The 23,317-nt window shown below is 62.5% G+C and carries 14 protein-coding genes; 7 read left to right on the top strand and 7 right to left on the bottom strand.

The annotated features are described in order from the left end of the window. Window positions 1–111: 111 nt before the first annotated feature. Genes TMZ1T_RS04755 through TMZ1T_RS20220 form a run of 4 tightly spaced genes read right to left on the bottom strand, consistent with a single transcriptional unit; the run spans window position 112 to window position 8,690 of the window. Window positions 112–6,690, bottom strand: a complete 6,579-nt coding sequence (locus TMZ1T_RS04755) for a hypothetical protein (protein ID WP_012584755.1) — start codon at window positions 6,688–6,690, stop codon at window positions 112–114. A 2-nt stretch (window positions 6,691–6,692) separates the two neighbouring features. Continuing rightward, window positions 6,693–6,974 carry a hypothetical protein gene (locus TMZ1T_RS21030; RefSeq protein WP_187283025.1) on the bottom strand — a complete coding sequence of 94 codons (282 nt, stop codon included), beginning with the start codon at window positions 6,972–6,974 and terminating at the stop codon, window positions 6,693–6,695. Between the two features lie 46 nt (window positions 6,975–7,020). Continuing rightward, a complete protein-coding gene (locus tag TMZ1T_RS04750) occupies window positions 7,021–7,878 on the bottom strand; it encodes a nucleotidyl transferase AbiEii/AbiGii toxin family protein (RefSeq protein ID WP_012584754.1) in 858 nt (285 codons plus the stop codon). After that, window positions 7,875–8,690, bottom strand: a complete 816-nt coding sequence (locus TMZ1T_RS20220) for a type IV toxin-antitoxin system AbiEi family antitoxin domain-containing protein (RefSeq protein ID WP_012584753.1) — start codon at window positions 8,688–8,690, stop codon at window positions 7,875–7,877. Before TMZ1T_RS20220 ends, TMZ1T_RS04750 begins: the two co-directional genes overlap by 4 nt. Before the next feature lie 219 nt (window positions 8,691–8,909). Between TMZ1T_RS20220 and pilL2 the strand changes: the two genes are divergently transcribed. The 7 genes from pilL2 to TMZ1T_RS04710 are packed head-to-tail and all read left to right on the top strand — an operon-like array spanning window position 8,910 to window position 14,901. Then, window positions 8,910–9,482: a PFGI-1 class ICE element type IV pilus protein PilL2 gene (gene pilL2 / locus TMZ1T_RS04740; protein ID WP_012584752.1), complete on the top strand. Its 573-nt coding sequence runs from the start codon at window positions 8,910–8,912 to the stop codon at window positions 9,480–9,482. Continuing rightward, complete coding sequence (locus TMZ1T_RS04735; protein ID WP_012584751.1) at window positions 9,479–10,126, top strand: hypothetical protein; 648 nt, start codon at window positions 9,479–9,481, stop codon at window positions 10,124–10,126. Before pilL2 ends, TMZ1T_RS04735 begins: the two co-directional genes overlap by 4 nt. Before the next feature lie 9 nt (window positions 10,127–10,135). Further along, window positions 10,136–10,855, top strand: a complete 720-nt coding sequence (locus TMZ1T_RS04730; RefSeq protein ID WP_012584750.1) for a TIGR03759 family integrating conjugative element protein — start codon at window positions 10,136–10,138, stop codon at window positions 10,853–10,855. Continuing rightward, a complete protein-coding gene (locus tag TMZ1T_RS04725; protein WP_012584749.1) occupies window positions 10,840–11,460 on the top strand; it encodes a lysozyme family protein in 621 nt (206 codons plus the stop codon). Before TMZ1T_RS04730 ends, TMZ1T_RS04725 begins: the two co-directional genes overlap by 16 nt. Beyond that, window positions 11,457–11,990: an integrating conjugative element protein gene (locus TMZ1T_RS04720; protein WP_012584748.1), complete on the top strand. Its 534-nt coding sequence runs from the start codon at window positions 11,457–11,459 to the stop codon at window positions 11,988–11,990. The genes TMZ1T_RS04725 and TMZ1T_RS04720 overlap by 4 nt, the downstream gene beginning before the upstream one ends. An 8-nt stretch (window positions 11,991–11,998) precedes the next feature. Beyond that, window positions 11,999–14,155: a type IV conjugative transfer system coupling protein TraD gene (traD, locus tag TMZ1T_RS04715; protein ID WP_012584747.1), complete on the top strand. Its 2,157-nt coding sequence runs from the start codon at window positions 11,999–12,001 to the stop codon at window positions 14,153–14,155. Further along, the gene (locus tag TMZ1T_RS04710; RefSeq protein ID WP_012584746.1) at window positions 14,152–14,901 is read left to right on the top strand and encodes a TIGR03747 family integrating conjugative element membrane protein; all 750 of its coding nucleotides are present in this window, start codon (window positions 14,152–14,154) and stop codon (window positions 14,899–14,901) included. Before traD ends, TMZ1T_RS04710 begins: the two co-directional genes overlap by 4 nt. A 54-nt stretch (window positions 14,902–14,955) precedes the next feature. Here the strand turns inward: TMZ1T_RS04710 and TMZ1T_RS04705 are convergent, their stop codons facing one another. The 3 genes from TMZ1T_RS04705 to TMZ1T_RS04695 are packed head-to-tail and all read right to left on the bottom strand — an operon-like array spanning window position 14,956 to window position 23,282. Further along, a complete protein-coding gene (locus tag TMZ1T_RS04705; protein WP_012584745.1) occupies window positions 14,956–16,719 on the bottom strand; it encodes an ATP-binding protein in 1,764 nt (587 codons plus the stop codon). 36 nt (window positions 16,720–16,755) lie between these two features. Beyond that, entirely contained in the window at window positions 16,756–20,163 is a 3,408-nt protein-coding gene (locus TMZ1T_RS04700; RefSeq protein WP_012584744.1) for a DEAD/DEAH box helicase family protein, read from the bottom strand. Further along, the gene (locus TMZ1T_RS04695) at window positions 20,163–23,282 is read right to left on the bottom strand and encodes a site-specific DNA-methyltransferase (protein ID WP_012584743.1); all 3,120 of its coding nucleotides are present in this window, start codon (window positions 23,280–23,282) and stop codon (window positions 20,163–20,165) included. The genes TMZ1T_RS04700 and TMZ1T_RS04695 overlap by 1 nt, the downstream gene beginning before the upstream one ends. Window positions 23,283–23,317 lie beyond the last annotated feature (35 nt).

Raw genomic sequence — 23,317 nt, 5'->3', positions numbered from 1 at the left:
GGGACTCCAATCGACCCACCGCGGTCGTTCAGGCTGATGCCACGAGGGCGTCTCTTGCTCGGCCACAGCGGTCATACGACCGGATGTCAGTATCGGTCGGCAGTGAGCCGGTTAACTTCCATTCGGATTCTTGATGAACGCCAAGTCAATGCCGTCGAGATCCAGTAGGTTGTCGCGCCGACGGCGCCGCTCATCGGGCAGGCCCGCGATTGCGCGGAACCGCGGATAGAAATCGCGTCGCTGATCGGGGTCGAGCGTCGCAAGAGCTCCCTTGGCTTGTCGAGAGAGGCCTCGCGGCGACCAAATCTGGCCACGTTCATCGATGACAACCACCAGCGACCGATGGGTAAAGCCGCTGGAGTCTCCGGCACGTCCGCTCGATTTCCCTTTATGGTATTTCTGGAGCGTGAGTGCGACGACAAGACTACGCTCGGACACCTTGAGCAGGGAAAGCAATGCGTCACGACCGACGAACAAGCGGTACCCAGTCTCGCTCCAGGCGTATTCACCCCGTCCGCCCTCAGCACCCCAAGCTTCTGCGCGATACGCTGTTCTCCCGCCGATTGACCAACTGCGGACTACCTCATCATCCGCGACTGTCCCCAACAGCTCTCGCGTCCAATCCGATGGGAAAGGTCTGTCGAGTGCGGTGGCGGCACCATAAGGATCATGCCGATCGAGCTGGCGCTCGGTGTTCGGTGTCTTTGCGACCCATGGCTGAACCGTGTGACCGTCGCCGCCGAAGTGACGGGCAATCTCATCTTCATCGTCCGGCAACCATCTAAAGAATGCTTCAGCTGACAGCACGGTCAAGACCACCGCTCGCGCATCGCCGGCATTCGCCAGTACGCTTTGAAGCGTGACAGTTGTGTCTCGCCCGATCGACCAACGTCCTGCGACCGGAAGCCAATCCGTCGCCGCCTTGCCGTCCAGTAAGCCGAGCAACGGTGCCAGCAGATTGCTGTCTTCGCGAACGGTGCCTCTCTCACCGCTCTCCGGCATAGGCATGTCCGCCTCCTTGGTAAGGTCGAGCGGAAACGGATCGGTGAGATCGGCAAGCCAGAGACCATCGCTTCTTGACAGCGTGTACTCCCCCAGGAACGCGGCCCAAGCATCACCGCCCCAGTCTTCGCCGACAACCGCCCGTGTCGCCAGCAACTCACCGGCGACAAGCATGAGTGCGTGCCATCCGAGATATCCCCCGTACGGATCTCGATCCGGAACATACCCCGAAGACCAAGATGCGTCATCGCTTCTGCCACGCGGGCAATCATGCATTCCTCGCACGGTTGTGTCCCAACGCCGCACCCACGCGCTGATGCGGTCCTCCACCTCCCAGCCTGGACAAGCGAAGACGTGGCACAAACGCTCGACCTGATATTTGTTGAAGTCGTAGTCGAGGTGGAAGCCATCCTCTGGGCGCGGCGAGGCGTCTGGCCTAGGCGCATACCGGAACTCGCGGTAGTCGGTTCGAGGAGCCGATGGGAAGGGCGACCGGTTTGCGAGGCCAAGCTTGGCGATCAGAGCTTCGCGCTCTTGGGGTGCGAGTGCAGGCGCAAGCTCGCGAAGTACGTCTATCGCGAACGCACGCATGACAACGTGCGGGAACTCAGCGGAAAAGGCGATTCGCTCGAAGAACGCGCGATGGGAGGCAAACGCGGAAGCAGCGTCTTTCGCTACGCGAGCGAGTGCGATCAACAGCCAGAGCTGCGCATGCATTAAGTAGAAAGGCAGCTTCGCATCGCCGAACGGCAAGCTCGAAGCAGACCCGAATCGCTCGATCAGTCGTTCAATGACATCGAACCGTCCGGCCACCACCAGGCGCCGCACCGCATGGGCTGCGCGCCAGCGCATTGCTGCGATGGGATGGCCGAGCCTCGCCCACACGAGTCCCGCCACGAATGTCGCCTCGTCAGACGGAACCGTAAAACGCGCGTCCCACGGCCCGTCCCCAACTTCGGACGGCAGCTTTTCATCTGTGTTCTCCAGAAACCGTTCGAGGCCTTCCGCAATGGCGCTGGCACTGACGTCAGACGCCAGTCTCGCGGCGAGTGCGAGCCAGGCATTACCACCAAGACTGTCCGCGGTGCTCCGGAGCGCTGCAACTACGTGCTCGACAAGAACTGCACGGTCGGCATGAAAATGCTGCTCCAGCCCCCGCCAGTTGCCCCACGCGTCGGTGCTTGAACTGGCAAGTTCGGCGGCGTGCTTGGTGGCAAGGCGCAGTCCCAAGTCAGGCAGAGCATCGCGCATAGCCGCCGACGACCTACCCCATTCCTCCAAGTAGTCGTCCAGCGCGTGGATTTTGTCGGCAAGCGTGGCAGCGGTTGCTTCAACGACCGCGCGGACGAACCCGAGGCGTTCGGCGGGAGAGTTTGCTCGCTTGGCCAGATCAATCAGTGTCCGAACCGGCCAGCGCCGTCCCGACTGATCAATCTCCTCGCTGAGAATCTGGCGGTCAATGTCGTCCGAGTCCGTGAGGTCCACCGGGAAGACGACCGGCGGCTCCATCGCGGTTGACGGGGAGATGACCGTTCGCGATTCGGATTGGGGTCCAAGGCGAGTGAGCAGGCCCTCAATTCGTGTTCGAGCATGAGAAGTGGCAGGAAGACTGCGCTCAGCGAGGTCATGTAGCCCTTCGATCGTCTCCCGTGCGGGAGACAGTTGATCCTCACGATCGATCTCGACCAGAAGGAGGTCGAAGAACCATTCCCGCCGCTCTTGAGGTAGGCGACCAATGACCTCTGACGCGAAGCCCGAGATGTGCCACGTCCACGTTTCGACTGGAGCAGCCAAACCAAATAGCGCGACGGCGGCTTCAACTGAAAGCTTCGAATCACGAACGAGGACAGTTAACGCTGGGCCGAGCGACAGTCCGAGCCGAGCAGCGTCACGATCATCCAGCCGTGCCAACGTAGCCAACATCGCCCGACCAGCAATCGGCACCATCGTTTTCGCGTACTCCGTCCAGGGGAATTTGCCATCCTCGTTCTGATTCAGTTCGAGGATACGCGCCAGGGTGTGCACCGCCGCCGGCGAAAGTTCGGGACCCGAATAGTGGCCGGTCAGCTCCAGCAAGTGATTGGTACGATCGAAGTCATCCGATCCAATGGCCTCGGCAAGATCGAGCGCACGGCGAAAATAGGCCGCAGCCTCTTCGGTGCTCACTCGCCAGGCTGCGCGAGCGAGGTCACCGTAGGATGAGATGCGGGATCCGACATCGGTATCGAGTTGGATCTTGCGCTCGACATGGCCAGCAAGGAGGAGCGCTGCATCATGGCACTGTGGGAGGCGCGATAGTCGAGCAACCGCCTGGGTAAGTTCCGGCGTGAATAGGCCCGGCGCGCTCGCTGCCCACTCGACCATGCGCTTCGCCATCGCGGCATTGAGCGCACCTAACGAGTCGGCAAGGTCGAAAATCACTCGGAAGCCGTTTCGCGCGAGATATGCCTTCCCGTCCCGATACGGATAGTCGGATGACTGCGCGACTTCATGGACAAGTCGGTCAAAGGCCGCGGCCACCATCTCGTCCCGCGCCTTTCCATTTGGCGGTCGAATGATGTCGGCGACATCCTGCGCATAGTTCAGCATCGGCAGGATTCGGCTGCCAAGCGCACGCGAGTAATTTGATCGTTTTTCCTCGTCGAGTTCATTGCGCCTCTTCCGTCGGTGCCGAGTTCCATCGAACTTGGGAGCCGCTAGCTTCTGGTTAAGCACCCGACTGAAGGTTGCTGCGCCCCGCGATCGAGCACTTGCAGGCACCAACCCGATGAATTCCGCTGGCGCTATGTCAGCCAAGGCGGCGCGCTTCCGGCTCAAGGCGGCTCGAACACCGGCGGCCAGTACGGTCACGTGGATCGCACGGTCGCTCGGATAGTGACTGGAATAGTCATAAACGCTTGGTGGTGTAAGTGCAGCTCCAGCGAGGATGCTTGCTGCCTCTTTCTCCATGCCGAGCACTATCGCCAGGGCCGATGCCAGTACGCTGGCCATCGCCAAGGCTTCGCTTTTGCCAGTCCCAGAAGATGCGGCTGCAAGTGCCGTGACAAGCCTTCTGGCGTGGGATGGTTCACGGCCGACGAATGGAAGCGCGGCGGCGTAGAGTGCGCGAGATGGCAGTCGACAACGCAACAGCCGCGTTGCGACGCGCGTCTTGGGCGGATGCGCCGAACACTGGTGTCGATCCAGAAGATCGAACAAGTCGCTAAACTTGGCGAAGGCCACACCGTCCTCTCGACGGGCGAAGAACTCTGCAACGCGCACGTCATTGCCCGCCAGCATCTCGACATAGGCGAAGCCAATGTCGTCCCATTGCCTTGAGGTGCTCGATTCGCTAAAGCGCGCGCTACGTTTGCTATGCGCGGCCCAATTGTGCCAATCGATTGATCGCCGAGCATGGCGACGGGCTTCGTCTCGGTCACCGGCGAAGGCGTTCACAAGTGCAAGCGCGGCGTGTTTCCCTCCAGGCCAGCCAACATTGGTCGCGAAAAGCCGTCGCAAGGCTTCTGGGTCACCCGCTACCGCGGTGAGATCAGGATACTGGTATAGGAAGCGGTCGGATCGCTCATGGCCCGCGGCAACGAGCGATGCTTCCAGCAGCAGACGGAGAAGATCATCGCGCCGCTTCAGCTCTCCCACCAGCGCTATCGCGGCAGTGATCCGCGACAGACGGATGTCGCGTGCGCTTACCTGTGAAGCGCCTCGGGGAACACGCAAGTCGTAGGCGAGTTGGATGAGCTGATCGGCATCACGTAGCGAGGTGAGCAACGCGGGCAGTGCCCGGGCTGCATAGTTTGAAGTGAGTTGGCGTTCTTGGAGAGCGGCGATAACGCGATCTCGACCGGCCTGGCTCGCGCCGTAGCTCGATCGGATCAGGGTTTCGGTCGGCTCGTCGCGGAACATCAGGCCGTGTGGCGTTCGCTCAAGCAAGGGGGCGAGGTCGGCCGCGAAGCTCTCAACCTGCTCCGCGATCAAGCCGTGAGCCGCAGCAAGCTCTTCAATAGGAACTGGGGGCGCCAGCAAGGCGATGCCTGTGAGCAGGAGGTCAATGTCCGCATCGCTTGCACCACGAGCGCGTGCGGTTTCGCGCGCTTCGGTGAGACGCTTGCGAAGCAGCACGTCGAGCAGATCTTGCGGCTCTCCCGGGGTGTCAGGGAAAGACACGGGATCAAACGGCCGTCCGGCCGCGATCAGGTTGTCGAGACAGCGTGGGTTGCGACCTGACCGTGTCAGCAAAGCGGCGATCTCGTCGGCCGAAGCATCCGGCACACGCCGCTCGACGAGGGCTCGTACTTCCGCGTCAGTGAACAGTGGAATTGTGAAAGGACGATGCGAGGTATCGCCGGTTGCCAGCGCGAGCCGTTCAGTCCGGCACGATACGACGATGCGAACGCCGTCGATTGGCTCTACGCTGATGCTGCGCATGAGAAGGTGTGCGAAGGATGATGTCGCGGTTTCCCGCGCGGCAAGCCCGGCGTGGTCGATCGCATCGAGCACTAGTGATACACATGCATCGCTGCGAGTTCGCCGAGCCGTCTCCACCGATTGAGCGAGCCGTCGGCGGAATGCCCTGAGCAAGCCCGTAACGTCCGCCACTGGCAACAGAATGTCGCACAGGCCTTGTCCGGCCATGAGATTGGCAAGGTGGACAAGCGTCCTTTCCGGGAGGTGCCGACCGTCAGCAGGATCCCGCCAGCGACCGGCGCCGAAGCCATCGAAGAGCACCACGGGGCCATCGGCTCGCAATCGGTCGGCGAGGCCTTGCATCAAGACAGTCTTGCCCATCCCGCCCGCAGCATGGACAACGAGAGGAAGACCAGCTTCACGGGCGAGGGTCGCAATGTCGCCAAGAACATCGCGCTGAATGACTACCTCAACCTCGGGGAACGCGTCGGGCGTGGGATACAGCCGATCCTCGTGCTCCACTTCCAACTCAGCCAAAACCGCTACCCGGTCAACGCGTTTGTCCGTCTCGCTACCGGGACCGGCCTTGATCCTGATGAGATTCCGCAACTTCAGCAGGCGCTTCTCCGCATCCGGATCCCCTGGCTCGCTCCATGCGGCGAGCGTTGTTGAAATCGCACGCTCAGCCTCTATCAAGCTTCCCTTGCTACCGACCATTTCCATTCGCCGCAGTAGGTCTGCAAAGGGATGGGGATACTCTTTCAGAGCTTCACTGATCTGGCCTGCTTGGCGGGCTACATCACCGGCTTCTTGCGTGCCTGCGACAACCGCTGCGATCGCCTTCCCCAAGTTCTCGTGGATGGGCCTGTTCGTAGCAAATTCATACCGGACCACGGCGAGAACATGATCATCCCCATGCATCGCCCGAAGCTCGGCATCGGTCGCGGCAAACTTGGCAAGAGTTGATGCCAAGTCAGCAGCTCGCACTGCCGTGTCGGCGCTTGCGATCGAGTATTTGAACTGAACGACCGTGACTCGATGCGCCCGGGCAACATCGGTGGCGCCGTGGTACCGGACGAGATCGGCAATCTCGACCGCACCAGTTCCCAAGCTCTGTTCGTCTCGCTCATCGAAACCCTCGAGCGTGATAGCGGTAAGGTCGGTCGACGGGGGCAGGAGTTCAAGAGCGGAGCGCGCGGCCCAAGCTTCATGAAAGGCATGGCCCGCCTTTGATGCTCGAACTTTGTCGATGGTTATTGGTGCTGCGCCAGCGTCATCATCACTCATAATCAGTTCGATTCATTTGGCCAAATTGGTGCAACCACTGTAAGCGTCTGCTCGCGCAGTACTTCGTCGCCGAAGACGGCGGCGACACCTCGGGGCGGGCGCAGGTTCTGCTTGATCTGACTGCGCGTTGGCCAAGGCGCATAGGCTTCCCTTTGTTTGCTGATGCGTTTGCCCGAGCATATCTTTGCTGCCAGTGACATCGCGTCGCAAGCATTCCAAGGCAGCCATGGCATGCTGATGTCCCCGGTTATTTCGGCCTCCGGTCGCCGTGAAAGGTCGTTCAATGCTTCGTGCAACTCGGTAGAGAACCTAATCTCCCGTGCCATAACACTATGGCTTCAAGTGCTTGAAATAAGCCGCCCGCACAATTACGGCACCTTGATCAACATCGAATTTGGGCAATCCCGGCCGCAACAGCGTGTCCATGTCGCGACGAAAGGCCGCCTTACGCAGCCTGGCATCAAGCAGTGCATTGGCTTCGTCGCAGTCCATTCGAGTTCCTTCCTTGTCCAGATACCAGGCGAAGGCTTCCATCGCCATGGCGCCGTCCACCGGATAGGGGGTGGTACCCGCCTCACTGAGTTGCCAGGCATGAAAAAGATCGAAGAGATCGCGTCCCTGCTCGCGCTGCATCAACGCCCGCGTCTTGGTGCCCAACATTTCATTGATGTCGTAGGAGCGCACGACGGCACGAATGCGCTCGCCTTCTTCGTCCAGCGTGTCCAGTTCGACGCCAACCAGCGGGTACAGCGACGCGCTTTCGTTGAGGTTGACCTCGACCTTGATGGTTTCCTCGCGCCGCAGGCCCACTGGTACGAATCGATAGGCGGTGCGCAGAATCTTCGACGGCCGCAGTACGTTGCGAATCGCCAGCCAGGCGTCGGCGATCAGCGAGTCGGCCGGCTGTCCCAGCACCGGCGTCAGCACGCGGCGCAGATGTTGATCCAGCGTTTCCGTATCCATCGCCTTGACGAGCACCAGATCGATGTCTTCCGAATAGCGTGCGGCCGGTGCCAGGTGCGCCTTGTGTAGGACCGTGCCACCGCGCATCGCCAAATGTTCGCCCAGGACAGGATCGGCGAAGATGGCCGCCACACCACGGGATAGCCGCAGATCCTGCTCGATCTGACTGCGCTTGGGCCACGGCGCATGGCTCTGCCAGGCCGTCAGGTGGGCATGCTGGATCATGTATTGGCGCTCCTGGCATCAAAGGTCAGTCGCACCTTGAAAGTGGTATCGACTTCAGACGATGTATCCGGCGCTTGTCCTCGCTCCAGGGGGATGAGACGCAGCGCCTTGTCGCGCAACCATTCGGCGACCCGCGACCCGAGGGCGCCCTGGTCCTCCAGGGCAAGCAAGGCCCCGAGACGTTGTGCGGTCGGGACTTCCTGCAGGGCATTCAGCGCCTCGATCAACCCCTGCGGCGTGCAGGACACCCACAACTCCCGCAGTACCTCTCGAACTCGGGCCATGCCGCCGACCAGGGCCACGCGCTCTACCAGTTCCAGCGCAGTCAGTTCCGGTGTACCGACCTTGAAGCGCCCGTCCGGCGTCTCGTGCCAGCGGGTCGGCATGTCTTCGATCCGTGCGCGGGTGTGAAACACCACCTCGTGGCGACCGACCGTGATGGGACGCCGACGTTCGGGCACCATCACCTGCGTCACCATCACCGCGTAAGGCGACGCTCCATAGGTTTCGGCGGCACTCAGCAGCGTGACGTAATAGGGAACACCCAGCGTCTTGCTCATGTAGCGGTCCAGCCAGGCTTCCGGGGGTGGGGCACCGGAGGCGGCGTGCTGCAGGGGCACGATGAGCCAGTGATCCGAGCCGCGGGACAGGCGGACGAGCCGGCCACGCCGCTGCTGCCGATGCAGTGCCTGGTGCAGTGCTGCTGGGCTGACGCCAGGCAGCTCTGCGCGAATGTCCTCTGTGCGCAGGTTCAGCTTGCCGGAACGTTCGGCCGCGTCGAGTACGGCAGACAAGGGGCTGGGGGCGGCCATGGAGTTTCCTCAAGCGTTTCGCGCAACATATCATTATTCGTGACTTAACGCGAACAAATTGCTCACCCGGCTTCGCCAGCCGCTTCCCTGAATCCCCAGGGAGGCCGCACCTGACCATCCGCCCTCCAGGAAGTCGGTTGAATCGCGGTTCCCTTTGTTTGCTGATGCGAATACCTGCCGCGGCGATGGTGACGGTTCCACGTTCCAGGGAGCCGTCACATGCGACTGTCCAACCGTTTCCTTCGCCGCCCGGTCGCGCCCGGCTTGCTGGCGGTCTGCGTCCTGGCCTCCGGATGTGCCACCACCGCGGCGCCGCCGAGCCCGCCACTCGTGGAAGAGGCGGTCAGGGTACCGCCCGATGCCATAGCACCCACGCTGATCCCCGTGGCCCGCTACGGACGCTACACCCTGGTCGAGCTGGTGCCGGAACCTGCGCAGCGTGATCTCTTGCAGCAGGCGGTGGAGGTCTCGATTCCGCCCATGCTCGATGCCAGCGTGGGCGATGCCATGCGCCATGTGCTCCTGCGCTCCGGCTACCGGCTTTGCGATGCGGCCGAAGCCACCACGCTCTACGCGCTGCCGCTGCCTGCCGCACACCTGCGCCTGGGTCCGCTGATGCTGCGCGATGCCTTGCTGACCCTTGCCGGCCCCGCCTGGGAGCTGTCGGTCGATGACTTGACCCGCCAGGTCTGCTTCAGCCGGCACGGCGATCCCGCCTTCCTTTCCGCCAACCCGCCCGGCACCGCCACGCCCGTGCCGGACGCCGACCGGCCCGAGGAGATGCAGCCATGACCTTTCCCCAAGCGCCATCCGAGCGCAATTCCCGCACGCGCTGGCTCAGGATCTCCGCGGCCTTCTGGCTGCTGCTCATCAGTGCCGTGGCACTCATCAACAGCGTCGGCCTGTCGCGGCTCGCCGAACAGACCCAGGGCAGCGCACAGGATGCGCAGGTCAATGCGCTGGGCCTGCGCGTGGCCGATCTCGAACGACAGGCCGATGCGGACAAGCGCCGGCCGGCGCCGATCAGCCGGACCGAATTCGCCAACGCGCGGCAGGCGCTGGACGAACGGATGACGCGCCTCGAAGAGGCCGATGAGGCGAGGGCCCTGGCCATCGACCTGCAGACGCTGCAGGCGCGCGTGAACGGAATCGAAACCCGCCTGGAGAAGACCCGGCAGGTGGCATCCGCCGCTCGCCCGCGCGCTCCGGTTGCGACGAAGCCCAAGGTGCCGGAGCCGCCGTTCCGGGTGCTCGGCGTGGAGCTGCGGGGAGGCGAGCGCTTTCTGTCGATCACCTCCACCGCCGCGGCCTCGCTCGCGGGCACCCGGCTGCTGCGCGAGGGCGATGCCGAGGGCGGCTGGCAACTGCAGTCCATCGAGGCGCAGGCGGGCGTGTTCCGGGTGAACGGGCAGACGCAGCGCGTTGCGGTACCGTAGGAGGTCGCCATGAACCTGTGGCCGTTGCTCGCTGCCATCGTCCTGTTCGCCGCTTTCGGCGCATCCGCCCAGCCGGCCCCGGTGACGAACTCGCGCATGGTGCCCGCCCAGGTGCAGCCGGGCGCCGATGCTGCGCTCGACGAGAGGCAGGCGCGGGAGTGGGGGCTTCACCCGGAGGAGTGGGCCCGTTACCGGCAACTGATGCAGGGGCCGCTCGGGGTCTATTCGCCCCAGCTCGATCCGCTCACGGCGCTGGGCATCGAGGCCCGCAGCGAGGAGGAGCGCAGGCGCTACGCGGAGTTGCAGGTGCAGGCCGAGGCCCGGCGCGTCGGCAAGACGCTGGCCTACCAGCGGGCCTACGACGCGGCGTGGCAGCGCCTGTTTCCCGGCCAGCCGCGCGTGAGCCTGCCCGGCGCCAAGGCGCAGGGTGCCGGCAACACCGGCTCCGGGCGCCTGGCGGTCTTCGTCAAGGCCGACTGCGCACCGTGTGCGCAGCGCGTGCAGCAGTTGCAGGCGGCCGGTACGGCCTTCGATCTCTACATGGTCGGCAGCCGTCAGGACGACGCGCGCATCCGGCAGTGGGCCACCCAGGCGGGCATCGACCCGGCCAGGGTGCGCGCCCGCACCATCACGCTCAACCACGATGCGGGACGCTGGCTGTCGCTCGGCCTGCCCGGCGATCTGCCGGCCGTGGTGCGCGAGGTGAACGGCCAATGGCAGCGGCAATAGGTACTCCGGGCCGGGAGCGTCGGCCGTCCCGCGTCGCCATCCGCTTGATCGGTGCCGCGCTGCTGCTCGCGAGCGGGGGCTGGTCGTTGGCGGCGCTGGCGCGTGATGTGCCACCTCCGGCCTATCAAATGGCGGCGCATCGTGCAGACGTGCCGGCGGCGGTGCTGTACGCGGTGGCCTTGCAGGAGAGCGGCGCCATGCTGCGCGGGCGCCTGATCCCCTGGCCGTGGACGCTCAACGTCGCCGGCACGCCACAGCGCTACGCCACCCGCGCCGAGGCCTGCGCGGGGCTGCACCGTGCGCTCACCCACACGCCGGCCAATCGCATCGACGCCGGCCTCGGCCAGGTCAATCTCGGCTACCACACGCATCGCTACACGCAGCCCTGCGAGCTGCTGGACCCATACCGCAACCTCGCCATCGCCGCGGAAATCCTGCGCGAACAGCACACGCCGGGCGAGGACTGGCTGCTTGCCATCGGCCGCTACCACCGGCCCGCCGGCGGGGCACCTGCGGCGCGCTACCGGCGCAGTGTGCATCGGCACCTGACCCGCGTGCTCGACCCCGGCGTTCCCGTTCCAACCCTCCAGGCCACCACGCCATGAACCACATCGTCCTCATCGCCGCCATCGGGCTGCTGTCCACGACCACCGTCTTCGCCCAGACCGCCTCCGCGCCGCTGATCGTCGTCGAAGATCGTGGCGGCGCCTCCGCGCTGCCGTACTACCGGCCGCTGAATCCCCAGCCGGACAAGGCCACGCCGCCGGCCCCGATGCCAGCCCCGCGCGCGGGCAACACGGCCGACGCCGAAGCCGCCATGCTGCCGGTGCGCTCGACGGAACTGTCGCCGGGCGAGGTGCAGCGCCGCGTCATCCGGGCGCCGGGCCTGACGGCGCTGTTCCTGATCGGCGACGACGAGCGGTCGCGCGCCTGGCTGCGGCAGCGGCAGGCGGCGCTGCGCGAGCTGCAGGCCGTGGGCCTGGTGGTCAACGTGGAATCGGCGACGGCACTCGCAGAACTGCGCCGCTTGGCTCCCGGCCTGACCCTCTCGCCGGCCTCCGGCGACGACCTGGCCCAGCGCCTGGGCCTGCGCCACTACCCGGTGCTCATCACGTCCACCGGCGTCGAGCAGTAGGTGCGCCAATGGCACAACCGCATGCGGTCGAGGTTCTGCTGCGGCCAGCGGTGGAGCTTCATACCGTGGCGGTCTGCACCGGCGCCGCGATTCTGTGCCTGGTGGCACCGTGGTCGCTCGCGCTGAATCCGCTGCTCGGCCTGGGCTCGGCGCTGGCCTTCCTGACCTTCGGCGCGATTCGCCTGCGCGATGCCTGGGCGATCCTGCGCTATCGCCGCAACATCCGCCGCCTGCCGCGCTACGTGATGACCAGCCGCGACGTGCCGGTGAGTCAGCAACGGCTGTTCGTCGGCCGGGGCTTTCGCTGGGAGCAGCGGCACACGCACCGGCTGATGCAGACCTACCGGCCGGAGTTCCGCCGCTACGTCGAGCCGACGGCGATCTACCGGGCCGCCCGGCGGCTGGAGGAGCGGCTTGAGTTCGCGCCGTTTCCCGTCTCGACGCTGGCGCGCGCGCTGGCTTGGGACAGCCCGCTCAACCCGGCGCGGCCGCTGCCGCCGGTCGGCGGACTGCCGCGCCTGCATGGCATCGAGCCGCACGAGGTCGACGTCACCCTGCCGCTGGGCGAGCGGGTCGGCCACACCCTGGTGCTGGGCACCACGCGCGTGGGCAAGACGCGGCTGGCCGAGCTGTTCATCACCCAGGACATCCGCCGCAAGGTCCGCGGCGAGCACGAGGTGGTGATCGTCTTCGACCCCAAGGGCGATGCGGACCTGTTGAAGCGCATGTACGTCGAGGCCAAGCGCGCCGGGCGCGAAGGCGAGTTCTACGTGTTCCATCTGGGCTGGCCGGACATCTCGGCGCGCTACAACGCAGTGGGCCGGTTCGGGCGGATCTCCGAGGTGGCCACGCGCATCGCCGGACAGCTCTCGGGCGAAGGCAACAGCGCCGCGTTCCGCGAATTCGCCTGGCGCTTCGTCAACATCATCGCGCGCGCGCTGGTCGAGCTGGGGCAGCGGCCGGACTATCTGCTGATCCAGCGCCACGTCATCAACATCGACGCGCTGTTCATCGAGTACGCCCAGCACTACTTCGCCAAGAACGAGCCGAAGGCCTGGGAGGTCATCGTCCAGCTCGAAGCGAAGCTGAACGACAAGAACATCCCGCGCAACATGATCGGGCGCGAGAAGCGCGTGGTGGCCCTCGAACAGTACCTGTCCCAGGTGCGCATCTATGACCCGGTGCTCGACGGCCTGCGCAGCGCCGTGCGCTACGACCGGACGTACTTCGACAAGATCGTCGCTTCGCTGCTGCCGCTGCTGGAGAAGCTCACCACCGGCAAGATCGCGCAACTGCTCGCACCGAACTATTCGGACCTGTCCGACCCGCGGCCGATCTTCGACTGGATGCAGGTCATCCGCAAACGCGCGGTGGTCTACGTGGGGCTGGATGCGCTGTCCGACGCCGAAGTCGCGGCGGCGGTGGGCAACTCGATGTTCAGCGATCTGGTCTCGGTTGCCGGCCACATCTACAAGTTCGGCATCGATGACGGGCTGCCCGGCGCCGCGGCGGGCGCCAAGATTCCGATCAACGTCCACGCCGACGAATTCAATGAACTCATGGGCGACGAGTTCATCCCGATGGTCAACAAGGGCGGCGGTGCCGGCGTGCAGGTGACGGCCTACACGCAGACCTTGAGCGACATCGAGGCCCGCATCGGCAACCGTGCCAAGGCCGGCCAGGTGGTCGGCAACTTCAACAACCTGTTCATGCTGCGCGTGCGCGAGACCGCCACCGCCGAACTGCTGACGCGACAACTTCCCAAGGTCGAGGTGTACGCCACGGCACTGATGAGCGGCGCCACCGACAGCTCCGATCCGCAGGGCAACACGGCGTTCACGTCCAACACCCAGGACCGCATCAGCAGCAACAGCGTGCCGTTGATCGAGCCGGCGCATGTGGTGGCGCTACCCAAGGGGCAGTGCTTCGCGCTGATCGAGGGCGGCAACCTCTGGAAAGTCCGCATGCCGCTGCCTGCGCCCGACCCCGACGAAGCCATGCCGAAGGATCTGCAGGAGCTGGCCGGCTACATGCGGCAGCACTACGTCGAGGCGGGAGACTGGTGGGAGAACCAAGGCATCCCCGACCTGCAGGACAAGGCGCTGCCCGAAGACCTGCTGGACGACTTCAAGCAGATGGCCGCCGCTGAAGAGGCCGAAACATGAGCGATCCGGCCGTCGCGGCCCAGCGCCAGCAGCAACGACAGCAGGGGCTGATCGCCGGCCTGGTCACGTTGCCGTTCCGCTTCTTCGGCGTGCTGTGCGGCGCGCTGCTGCTGTGCATCCTGATCGAATGCGTCGGCATGCACTTCTTCTGGCCCGAGCAGGGCTGGCGCCACGCGCAGGGCATGCTGCACTACGAGCTGGATCAGCTCTCCACGCATTTCACGCGCAGCGCGCTGTTGCAGGAGCCGGGGCGCACCGCGCACCGGCTGGTCGAGCAGGGCTACGACTGGCTGTTCGTGAAAAGCGGTCTGCTGGACTGGATACGCGACGCCTCGGCGCAGGCCAGCGCCGGCAGCCATCGCCCGACCAAGGACTTCCGCTACTACCTGGGTCTGGTCTCCGTGAACGTGGAGAGCTACCTGATCGCGGCGGCCTACACGACACTGGTCTTCCTCGTGCGGCTGCTGGTGCTGTGCCTGACCTTGCCGCTGTTCCTGATGGCCGCCTTCGTCGGGCTGGTGGATGGCCTGGTGCGCCGGGACATCCGCCGCTTCGGCGCGGGACGCGAGTCGGGGTTCATCTATCACCGCGCCAGGGCCAGCCTGATCCCGCTGGCCGTGCTGCCGTGGGTGACTTACCTGGCACTGCCGGTCAGCGTGAACCCGCTGCTGATCCTGCTGCCCAGCGCCGCACTGCTCGGCGTGGCGGTGTGCATTGCGGCGGCGACGTTTAAGAAGTACCTGTGACCTGGGTGCCGCTGCGATGGAGTATGCGCCGTCAAGTTCGTAGCGACATGTGGATCAGTTTGAACATGTCTCCGCTGTACGTAGCAGCCACTCAATCTGCCGCCGCGCGGTGGAGATGACCTGACCAAAAATCCGAGCCTCGACATGCGGTTCACGATTGTCCGTAGGAAAGTCGGAAGACCGACTGCCGCCGACGAGCAGAACCTGAATCGGAGAACCGAGATACTTTGCCAGTTCGTGCCTGTAACCAATCGCTTGCACGTAATCATCGTGATTCAGCGCGTGGCTCGGCCGCTTGAACTCGATCAACAGGTACTGTCCGCCGAGGTTCTCGTTGAGGAGCAGGTCGGGGCGCCTGTTGGCCTTGTCACCTGTGTAGGTCTCTCCGAGGACATCTTCCACTTGCCGCCGCAATGTACTGTTCGAGCTGAATAGCGAGTATTCGGGACCGAATACCCACAGGTTTCGCTCCAGGGCTTTGTGCACGACGGCTTCCGTCGTAGCGGCGTCACGAGCGAGCGCGTCCAGTTGATCAAGGAAGACCTGGCGAGCCGTCGCTTGCTGTACAAGGAAGGCCATCTCTGCCAAGCCAAATTCATCAAGGCGCTCGGCTACCCCAGCGACATCGCCCGGTGTTGCTTCTGCGATGTGCTCCAGGAGGATGCGGTAGTCGGAACGCTCCATCGCTTCCAACAGCACATTTACCACCGGCTCGACTTTGCTCTCCGGCTCGCCGTAATACTTGTCGAGAATCTTCTTGATCGCGCGGTCGGCAAATACACGCTTGTGCTCTGGCAGAGCCGACAAGCGCGCGAGGATCGCTCTCTGCAAGCGGGCCTGCGCCAACTGAATTTCGCGCCGGTACTGCTGCTCATAGGCTTCTCGCAAGATGGGCTGGACGTAGCCCTCAACCTCTCTCAGAAGCTCGCTGTTCTCGACCGCCGCATCCCAGCCCGCCGTGATGTGGTCGCGCAGTCCATCTGCTTCGATCTCGCCGTAGAGCTTTCGCAGCAGCTTGGATGGAAAGTCATCTCGTTGATCAAGGCCGAAGAACCCAGGCCGCCCAACGGCCTTGCCGTCCACACGCAGAGTGATGCCTGGCTGACGCAACCCGGACTTGCCGTCGCTGATGGAGAAACGCAGCTTTACCTTACCGGCACTTGGAAGCTCCTCTTCCTGCTCCGAGTAGCTACCGGATACATCATCGACGTCGAGCCGCTTGCCGTCGATCGTGATTGCAAAATCATCCTGTCGCCCGTAGTCCTGCAAAAGGATCTGGCGCAGCCGATTGGCATCCGGATAAGCCAGGCCCTGATGCAGATCGCTCAGCGTGATTGTCGTGCCATGCAGTTCCGGCCCACAAGGATCGCTTTGCAGGCCGATATTCAACTGTTCAATGTCTTCGACTTGGGACAGATCGTCCAGCCGCAAGGTGATACAGCACAATCGACCGCGCGCACGGGTTTCAAGCGTCATCACCGCTGCGGCCATGAGCCCGGCGAACTTGCCGATACCCTTGCGCCCCTTGACCAAACGATTCTTCCCGCTTGTGCGCTCGCCGCGCCGCGAACGCCGGTCTGCTGCGATGGACAAGTAGTGACGGCGCAGTTCCTCCTCCGTCATGCCGGTACCATCGTCCTGGATGACTATGGGGTCACCGCTCAGGGGCTTCGGGAGCACGATGGTTACTTGCTCCGCGTCGGCATCCCACGCGTTGTCCACGAGTTCCTTGAGCGCTCGCTCGGATGATGTGTATTCCTGACTCAACAAGGTGGCGAGGCGGGAATCCACCTGAAAACGCAGATTGGAATGACTCATCGAGATTGCTCCGTGGCCATTGGAATCGCTGTCCTACTATGTCAGTACCGTAAACAGCTTCTTTAAGTACATGTCCCTGCCATCCTCCATGAACAGTACGTGGCGGTTTTCCAGATCGGCCTTCTTCGTCGGATCTCCAACGTTGAGCAGATCAGCGAACTTCGTCGGTGACAGCACGAAAGCATTCAAGACCAGCGGTGCTTCGCCCGCCGTGGCCTGCGCCGCCAGCGTTGTTTCCAGGGTCTTCACTTCCTTGTACAGACCCAGCTTGGGATGCGACAGGTCGAGATTGCGCAGTCCCTTCGGATCGACAAAGGTCAGCCACTGCTTGCCGCTGGCATCGTCCACCAGCCACAGCAGGAAGTCCGGATAGAAGTTACCCGCCAACGCGAAGCCCAGCCCTTTCTCTTCCCGATCCGCATTACGCAATAGGTACAGACTGCGTGGGCCAATCGCTTCCTTGCCTTCGCCGGAGTTGTAGAACGCCTCCAGATCGCGGACAAACTCCCATTCGCTCGGCGCGTCAAACGCCAGCGGACGCAGCTTCAGCGGCACCGCATCCTTGTCCTCCAATGCCAGCAGCGGGTAGTACAAATGCCGGTCGAAGCTGATGGCCACCATGTGCGGCGCGTTCCATTTGCTGGCCTCGCCGATCTTGCCGTCCGTCACCAGCTTCTTCAGCACTTCCAGCTTCGCCTGATACTCCAGACCATCGTCGCTGTTCTCGATCTCGAACTGGTACAGCTTGAGCATCGACCCGTGATCTTCATCGATGTGGGCGATGTCGTAGAACTGGCCTTCGTAGCCCGTCTTCAGGACCTTGTAGAAACGGTCGGTGTAGTCCGTCAGCAGTCGCAGCAGGATGTCTTCCTGCTTGCGGATGTCGGCGAAGGTCTTCACGTTCAGCTCCGCCGCCGGAATGAACAGCGTGTACCAGTCCTGCGCGCCCGCGCAGAAGTCGATCAGCTTCTGACGTTCCAGCCGCAAGTTGCTCCAGCTGCGCTGCAGCTTGTAATCCTGCAAGGCCAGATAGACCCGATCCCAGTTGAAAGCCGGGAACAGTGTCTGGTTCAGCTTGCCCTTGTTGCGGGCTTCCGTCGTGGGGGCTGTGCCCTTGTCCTTGCTGGACAGCGCCTCGACGCGCGGGTAAAGATCGAGTACCACATGGGGGGGCTTGATCTTGCCCTGGAACTGCGCGGGAATTTCGTACAGCCACGGGAAGTGCGTGCGCTTGAACCCGAGTTTCTGGTTGTCCTTGTAGCCATCCTTAAGCGCCAAGGTCTTCAATCTACTGGCGGGCAGGTTGGCTTTGGTCTCGAAGTCCAGTGTCAGCACTTCATCGCTGGGCGTGATGCCTTCCTCGCGCAGGTAGTCCTTGAACGCGGCCATGTAGCTGGCGCGCACGCCGAAGATGTTCAGCGCCTCCAGCTTGTCCAGATGCACGCCCTTGGGCCTGTCCTGGGGCAAGCTGCGCTTAAGCGAGAAGCCCTTGCCCTTGAGGCGCACCCCGCGTCCGAACAACTGGATGATCTGCGAGCCCTCGCCCTGGCCCATGTTCAGCAGACCCATCGTGGACACGCGCCAACTGCTCCAGCCTTCGGTGAACTTGCGTGATCCGATCAACACGTTGAGGCGGCTGTCTTTGTCGTTCAGTGTGCCGAACAGCGCGCCGCCGAAGTCGTCGCGTTCGCTGTCGAAGGTCTCGACGTCCTCCGCCATCCCGAAGAAGCCTGCATCGTCGCCGATGTTGATCAGGCCGAAGGGCTCTGCATCGCCCACGCGCAACGCCAGCTCACCCTTGCTGCTCTTGATGTTGACCAGTTTCAAGCGCTGGCGGGCCGAGGCATTGAACACGCGCAACAGGATGTCGGCGTACAGCTCGTCCACACGACCGCTGAAGCCCATCAAGGGTGTGAAGCGCCCGCTGAAGATGTTTTTGCCCTTGGCATCGAGAATCTGCGCCTTGTCCGCAATCAGGTCGGTCAGCCAGCTCTTGATCTGCGTGTCGCTGTTCAGGAAATCGGCGAGGAAGTTCACCACTTCCAGGATGTCCGACTCCTCGCCTGACACCGTGTTGCCCACGAACACCCACAGCGGCTTTTCGATGTTGAAGTCGGCAAGCGCCAAACGGTGCGTGCTCCACAGCCAGAGCTGCTGGTAGTAGGCCAGCAGACAGGCGGTGAAATACTTGCGCGCGTTGTCCGCCTGCTCGTAGGCCTCGCCGTTCATGTTGAGGATCAGCGACTCCTTGCCGTAGCCGTCTTCATAGAAAAATTTGTACGAGTAATCGAACAGGATGCACTTGGCGTAGATTTCGCGCGTAGCAGTGATACGCGCGCGGCGCTTATCCTCGGCGGTCAATGCCAAACCCGTATCCGCCTTGGCGGAGGCAAGGTTGAAGCGTTGCCCAGGGTAAGCCAGCTTCCATTTGGACTTGAGGCTTTCCTCCTCCGCCTTTTCAACGATCAGCCCCTTAGCCACCGCCTGCCCGAATGTGGCCGAATACTCGAAGGCAAAACCACCGCGCACCAGCGCATCGCGCCGCGCCATCCACGCGCCCGCCGCCGTACCCGTACCACGGTGGCCTTCGTCCACCAGCACCAGGTTGTTGCCCTCGAAGGCATCCACGGCGACGGTCTTGTCTCCCATCTCATCGCCCAGCTTGTTTATATCGATGATTTCGATGGTGCCGCGCGCCGGTGACTGGGCCTTGTTGAAGAACTGCGAGAACCCGAAGCCAGACAGGTGCAGCTCCTCCAGATGCTGACGGCTCAACCCTTCGTTGGGCGTGAGCAGGATGATCTTGTCGGGAAAGTGATCGCGCATTTGCCCACTGCTGCCCGCCTGGAAGTAGTGCAGGTACTGCCGGATGTTGACGTGCAGCAGCAGGGTCTTGCCGCTGCCGGTGGCATTCCAGAAGGCGATCTTGTTCAGGTCGTCCGCCTCGAAATCGCGGAACGGTTCCGCGCCCGTCTCGGCGCGGTAGCGCGTCATTTCCTCGTTCAGGCCATCGAGCAAGTCCTGACGGTGGTTGAAGTACCAGTCCAGATACAGCTCGGTGAACAGCAGCGAGAGGTACTGGAAGTACTTCATCTGCAGTTCGTGGCCTTCCAGCTTGTTGCGCTGGGCGGTAATGGCCTGCCAGTGGGCGACGACGTTCAAGTCGTAGCGTCGCAAGTCGGCCTCGGGCACCTTGTTGGGATCGAACAAGCCTCGGATCAGTTCGTGGAAGAACTTGGTCTGGCCGTCCTCGTCGATGCCCTCAAAGCGGTCATCGCCCAAGCGCATCTTGAGTGCCGCGAGCGTGCCGCCCTGAAAGAAACCCAGCACCCAGCGGTTGAGCACCAATTCCTGATGGAAGCTGCGCTTCTTGCCGCCGCGACTGGAACCGGCTGCGCCGCTTGCGCCCGAACCGGCGGCAGGGGTCTTGCGTGGTCGTGCCATCAGATGTCCTCCACGGAGAACATGCGCTCCAGAAACTCCGGCTCGATCTGGCGCAGCTTGAGCACGCGGGTGGCACCGCCTTCCTCGGCCGTCTGCGTCAGCACGGTGGGAATGTTGTGGTCGCCGTTGATGTAGACCACGTCAAACTCATTGTCCGCCGGGTTGATGGCCAGCTTGTCGCAGAGCTTGCTGATGCCTTCGTAGTCCAGCACATCGCAATCGCGCCACAGCACGAGGCAGGTCTCATTGCTGGGCAGGGTTCCGGTGACCGTGACGAAGCCGCGCTGCGGCTGGGCATCGATGTGCTTGACGCGCAGGCCGATCAGGAAATTGAAAGTTTCGACCAGATCGATCTTGCGCGGCTCGAACGCGCCCGCCGAGTCCACCGCCACGTTGAGGGTGTAGTCGAAGGGCTTCCTGAAGTCCTCCACCGACAGCAACGAGCCCCGGCTTTCCACGTCCAGCACGTAGTTGAGCAGGTAGTCCTCCTTGGCCGGCTGCGGCAGGGTGTTCAGCAGATCGCCCTGCGCGGACGTACGGCTCAGTTGCAGGTTGTTCAGTGTGTCTTCGTAGCTTTCGAGTTTGATTGCCTTAAAGCAATGCGAAATGCCTGTCTCTGAAGACGTCGGCTTGCCGCCAACCCAATCAGCCGAAAAGACGACTTTCTGAATTCGTGGCTTGAGAACGGTCTCGAAATACTCACCTTGCTCGACTAGAACGTACTTGCGCGATGCATTGTCCTGTCGATTTAGGGAAATTGTTGCATGCGCAGTTGTTCCTGAGCCTGCAAAGTAATCTAGAACGGTAAAGTTTGTCTTCCCGAATGACTGCATCCAGAAGGATTGTTCGAGGGTTTTCACTGACTTCGGGTAATCAAAAATTCCACCGAGCCCGAGATTATCCAAGACGTTGGTACCATTGGTTCCGGCATTGAAGTCTGCGCCGATCCAATTACTGAAGAGCGTTTCCCGCTTGTCCTGATGATCGATAAGCTGCTTCACGGCACCACGGTCAGTAACGATCAGCTCGCCATTTGCTGCACGTACTTTGCCCGTCTCGTATGATGACCGCCAAACGCGCTCCTCACCAGTGGTATTGATTGGGTAGATTCTTTGTAATCCTTCCGCCGTTGGCCCGGTTGGATAATCAGTTCCAAGTGGCGGCGGCGGCTCTGCTCCTACAACTTTCTTGGTAGATGGGTCGACGAGAAGAGCGTAGAAGCTACGCCAACGACCAACTCCCCCAGCACGCGGCGCGCGGTAGTTATTGTCAGCCGTTCCACTTCGCATGAACTGCCTGTCCTCGGTCTCGTCCTCTTTCGGAAAACCAAGGTATTGCGGCGCATCTTTGGGAGAGGCGACGATGTAGTACTCGTGCGTCCGTGACAGCCTTCCGCCCGATCCTTGTGGATGGTGATTGATCACGATGGTCGAGACATCGCATTCAGTGAAATGCCCCCTCAAGCAGTGAAAGGCATTGTTATATTCGTAATCGTCAATGGCGAATCCAAATGAATAAATTTCCCCGAATAGATCGCGAGTAAATGGCAGCGTGTTGGAAATCAAAGCCAACCAGCTTGAGTGCTCGAACTGGTTCTTGTATGCGATCTTTGAATGGACAGTGTTGTAGGGCGGATCAATATAGGTGAAATCTATGCTCGCTCGGTAACGATACTTCGCCAAATTGAGCGCCTGGAAGTTATCCCCGTTGATGACGATGCCGCCGAGGCTTGCTTCGATATCTTCGATTTTTGCCAAAAGGCGCTGCTTAAAGTCGTCATTGAATAAAGCCGTATCGACCATCCGATACTGCGCAGCCTTCAAGTCCTCCACCGTCCCCGGTGCGTCGCCATCCCAAACGCCCAGCTGTTTCCACCGCGCCCATTGCTGCGCGTTCGCTACCACTTCCGGCCACAGCGCTTCCGGCACCCGATCCAGCGTGATGCAGTAGTGACTGGAGACAACGAACTTCTTTTTCAGCCACAGCTTCTTCTGGAAGTCTTCCAACTGGGCCAAGAAAGTGATTAGCTCCAGCGCGATGCTGCGCAGGCACTGGATCATCCGAAGGTTCTTCTCGATGTCCGCGAACGCGCCCGCGTTCTGCACATCATCCAGGTGCATGACCTCGTTCTTGATGTAGAAGTCCAGCTCGCGCCGGAGGAAACCACCCAGATCTTTGTGGATGAAGTAGTCCGCCGTGTTCTTGGTGGTGTAGTCGCTCAGGTGCTTTTCCAGCAGGGTGCGCTGCGGGTTCTTCTCGGTGGGCGCGCGGTTGCCCAGGGCCAGCCAGCGGGCCTTGACGGAAGCATCCGCCAGCACTGCCTCTACGGCCTTGGTAACCAGCGCCTCCTGCTTGGTGCCTTTGGTCTGGGCGGCGTACTCGAAGCGAATGATCAGCTCCTTATTGCCGTCACTGCCCAATGCCTCTTCCACGGGCACCAGTTCCTCTTCGTATTCGTCGCCATTTTCATCCAGGCGAGTGACGGTTTTCGCCGCCACCAGGGCAAAGCGACGCTCCTTGTCGTTGTCCTTGCGGTTGTCCTTGGCAGTGTCGGCGGCGGCGAGGCGGAAATGCACCGTGCGACCGTCTTCGAGCTTGAAGCTGTAGTTGCTGAAGTTCTCGCCGCTCTTGGTGTAGTACTGATCCTTGTTAGCCCAGTGCAGCATCACTTCTTCGCCCGCATAGGGGATGGCGTAGGTGTCACCCTTGTAGCGGCGCTGGCTGATGAAGTCACCGTCCTGGTAATAGCGGGAAAAGAAGGTGAGCAGGTGCGAGAACACAGCGTTCTCGTGTTCGCTGGCGCCGGTGCTGTACTGCGCCAGCTTCTGCCGAAGTTCCTGAACCTTGGGCACCGTCTCCGGGTTGATCCCATCGGCTTGGTACTGGGCTTCTTTTTCCTTCAGTTCGCGCGCCACTTGCTCGCGTTGCGATTCATTGCCGCTGCTGAGCGCTGCCTGCACCTTCTCGACAAGCCGGTTTTGCAGGTAGTCGTTGATCTCACCTGCACGGGCGTTGAGGATGCGGTAGATGCCGAAGTCCAGTTCCGGGCGGTCAATCTGGAAGATTTCGCGCAGCTTGACGACGAGCTCCTGGAATTTGGGATTCTGTTTGGTGGTCATGGTTTGCCCTACTCTCGGGATTTCTGATTCTTCGA

This window comes from Thauera aminoaromatica, from assembly GCF_000021765.1.
GTDB lineage: Bacteria > Pseudomonadota > Gammaproteobacteria > Burkholderiales > Rhodocyclaceae > Thauera > Thauera aminoaromatica.
Note: the sequence above shows the minus strand (reverse complement) of the source record. Positions and strands in the feature narration are given on the sequence as shown.

Bases quoted from the DNA above. Each gene is read 5' to 3' on its own strand.
- TMZ1T_RS04735 (WP_012584751.1), top strand. From the start codon at position 9,479: ATGACCTTTCCCCAAGCGCCATCCGAGCGCAATTCCCGCACGCGCTGG.
- TMZ1T_RS04710 (WP_012584746.1), top strand. From the start codon at position 14,152: ATGAGCGATCCGGCCGTCGCGGCCCAGCGCCAGCAGCAACGACAGCAG.
- TMZ1T_RS04695 (WP_012584743.1), bottom strand. From the start codon at position 23,282: ATGACCACCAAACAGAATCCCAAATTCCAGGAGCTCGTCGTCAAGCTG.
- TMZ1T_RS04730 (WP_012584750.1), top strand. From the start codon at position 10,136: ATGAACCTGTGGCCGTTGCTCGCTGCCATCGTCCTGTTCGCCGCTTTC.
- TMZ1T_RS04720 (WP_012584748.1), top strand. From the start codon at position 11,457: ATGAACCACATCGTCCTCATCGCCGCCATCGGGCTGCTGTCCACGACC.
- TMZ1T_RS04755 (WP_012584755.1), bottom strand. From the start codon at position 6,690: ATGAGTGATGATGACGCTGGCGCAGCACCAATAACCATCGACAAAGTT.
- TMZ1T_RS04750 (WP_012584754.1), bottom strand. From the start codon at position 7,878: ATGATCCAGCATGCCCACCTGACGGCCTGGCAGAGCCATGCGCCGTGG.
- pilL2 (WP_012584752.1), top strand. From the start codon at position 8,910: ATGCGACTGTCCAACCGTTTCCTTCGCCGCCCGGTCGCGCCCGGCTTG.
- traD (WP_012584747.1), top strand. From the start codon at position 11,999: ATGGCACAACCGCATGCGGTCGAGGTTCTGCTGCGGCCAGCGGTGGAG.
- TMZ1T_RS20220 (WP_012584753.1), bottom strand. From the start codon at position 8,690: ATGGCCGCCCCCAGCCCCTTGTCTGCCGTACTCGACGCGGCCGAACGT.
- TMZ1T_RS04700 (WP_012584744.1), bottom strand. From the start codon at position 20,163: ATGGCACGACCACGCAAGACCCCTGCCGCCGGTTCGGGCGCAAGCGGC.
- TMZ1T_RS04705 (WP_012584745.1), bottom strand. From the start codon at position 16,719: ATGAGTCATTCCAATCTGCGTTTTCAGGTGGATTCCCGCCTCGCCACC.
- TMZ1T_RS04725 (WP_012584749.1), top strand. From the start codon at position 10,840: ATGGCAGCGGCAATAGGTACTCCGGGCCGGGAGCGTCGGCCGTCCCGC.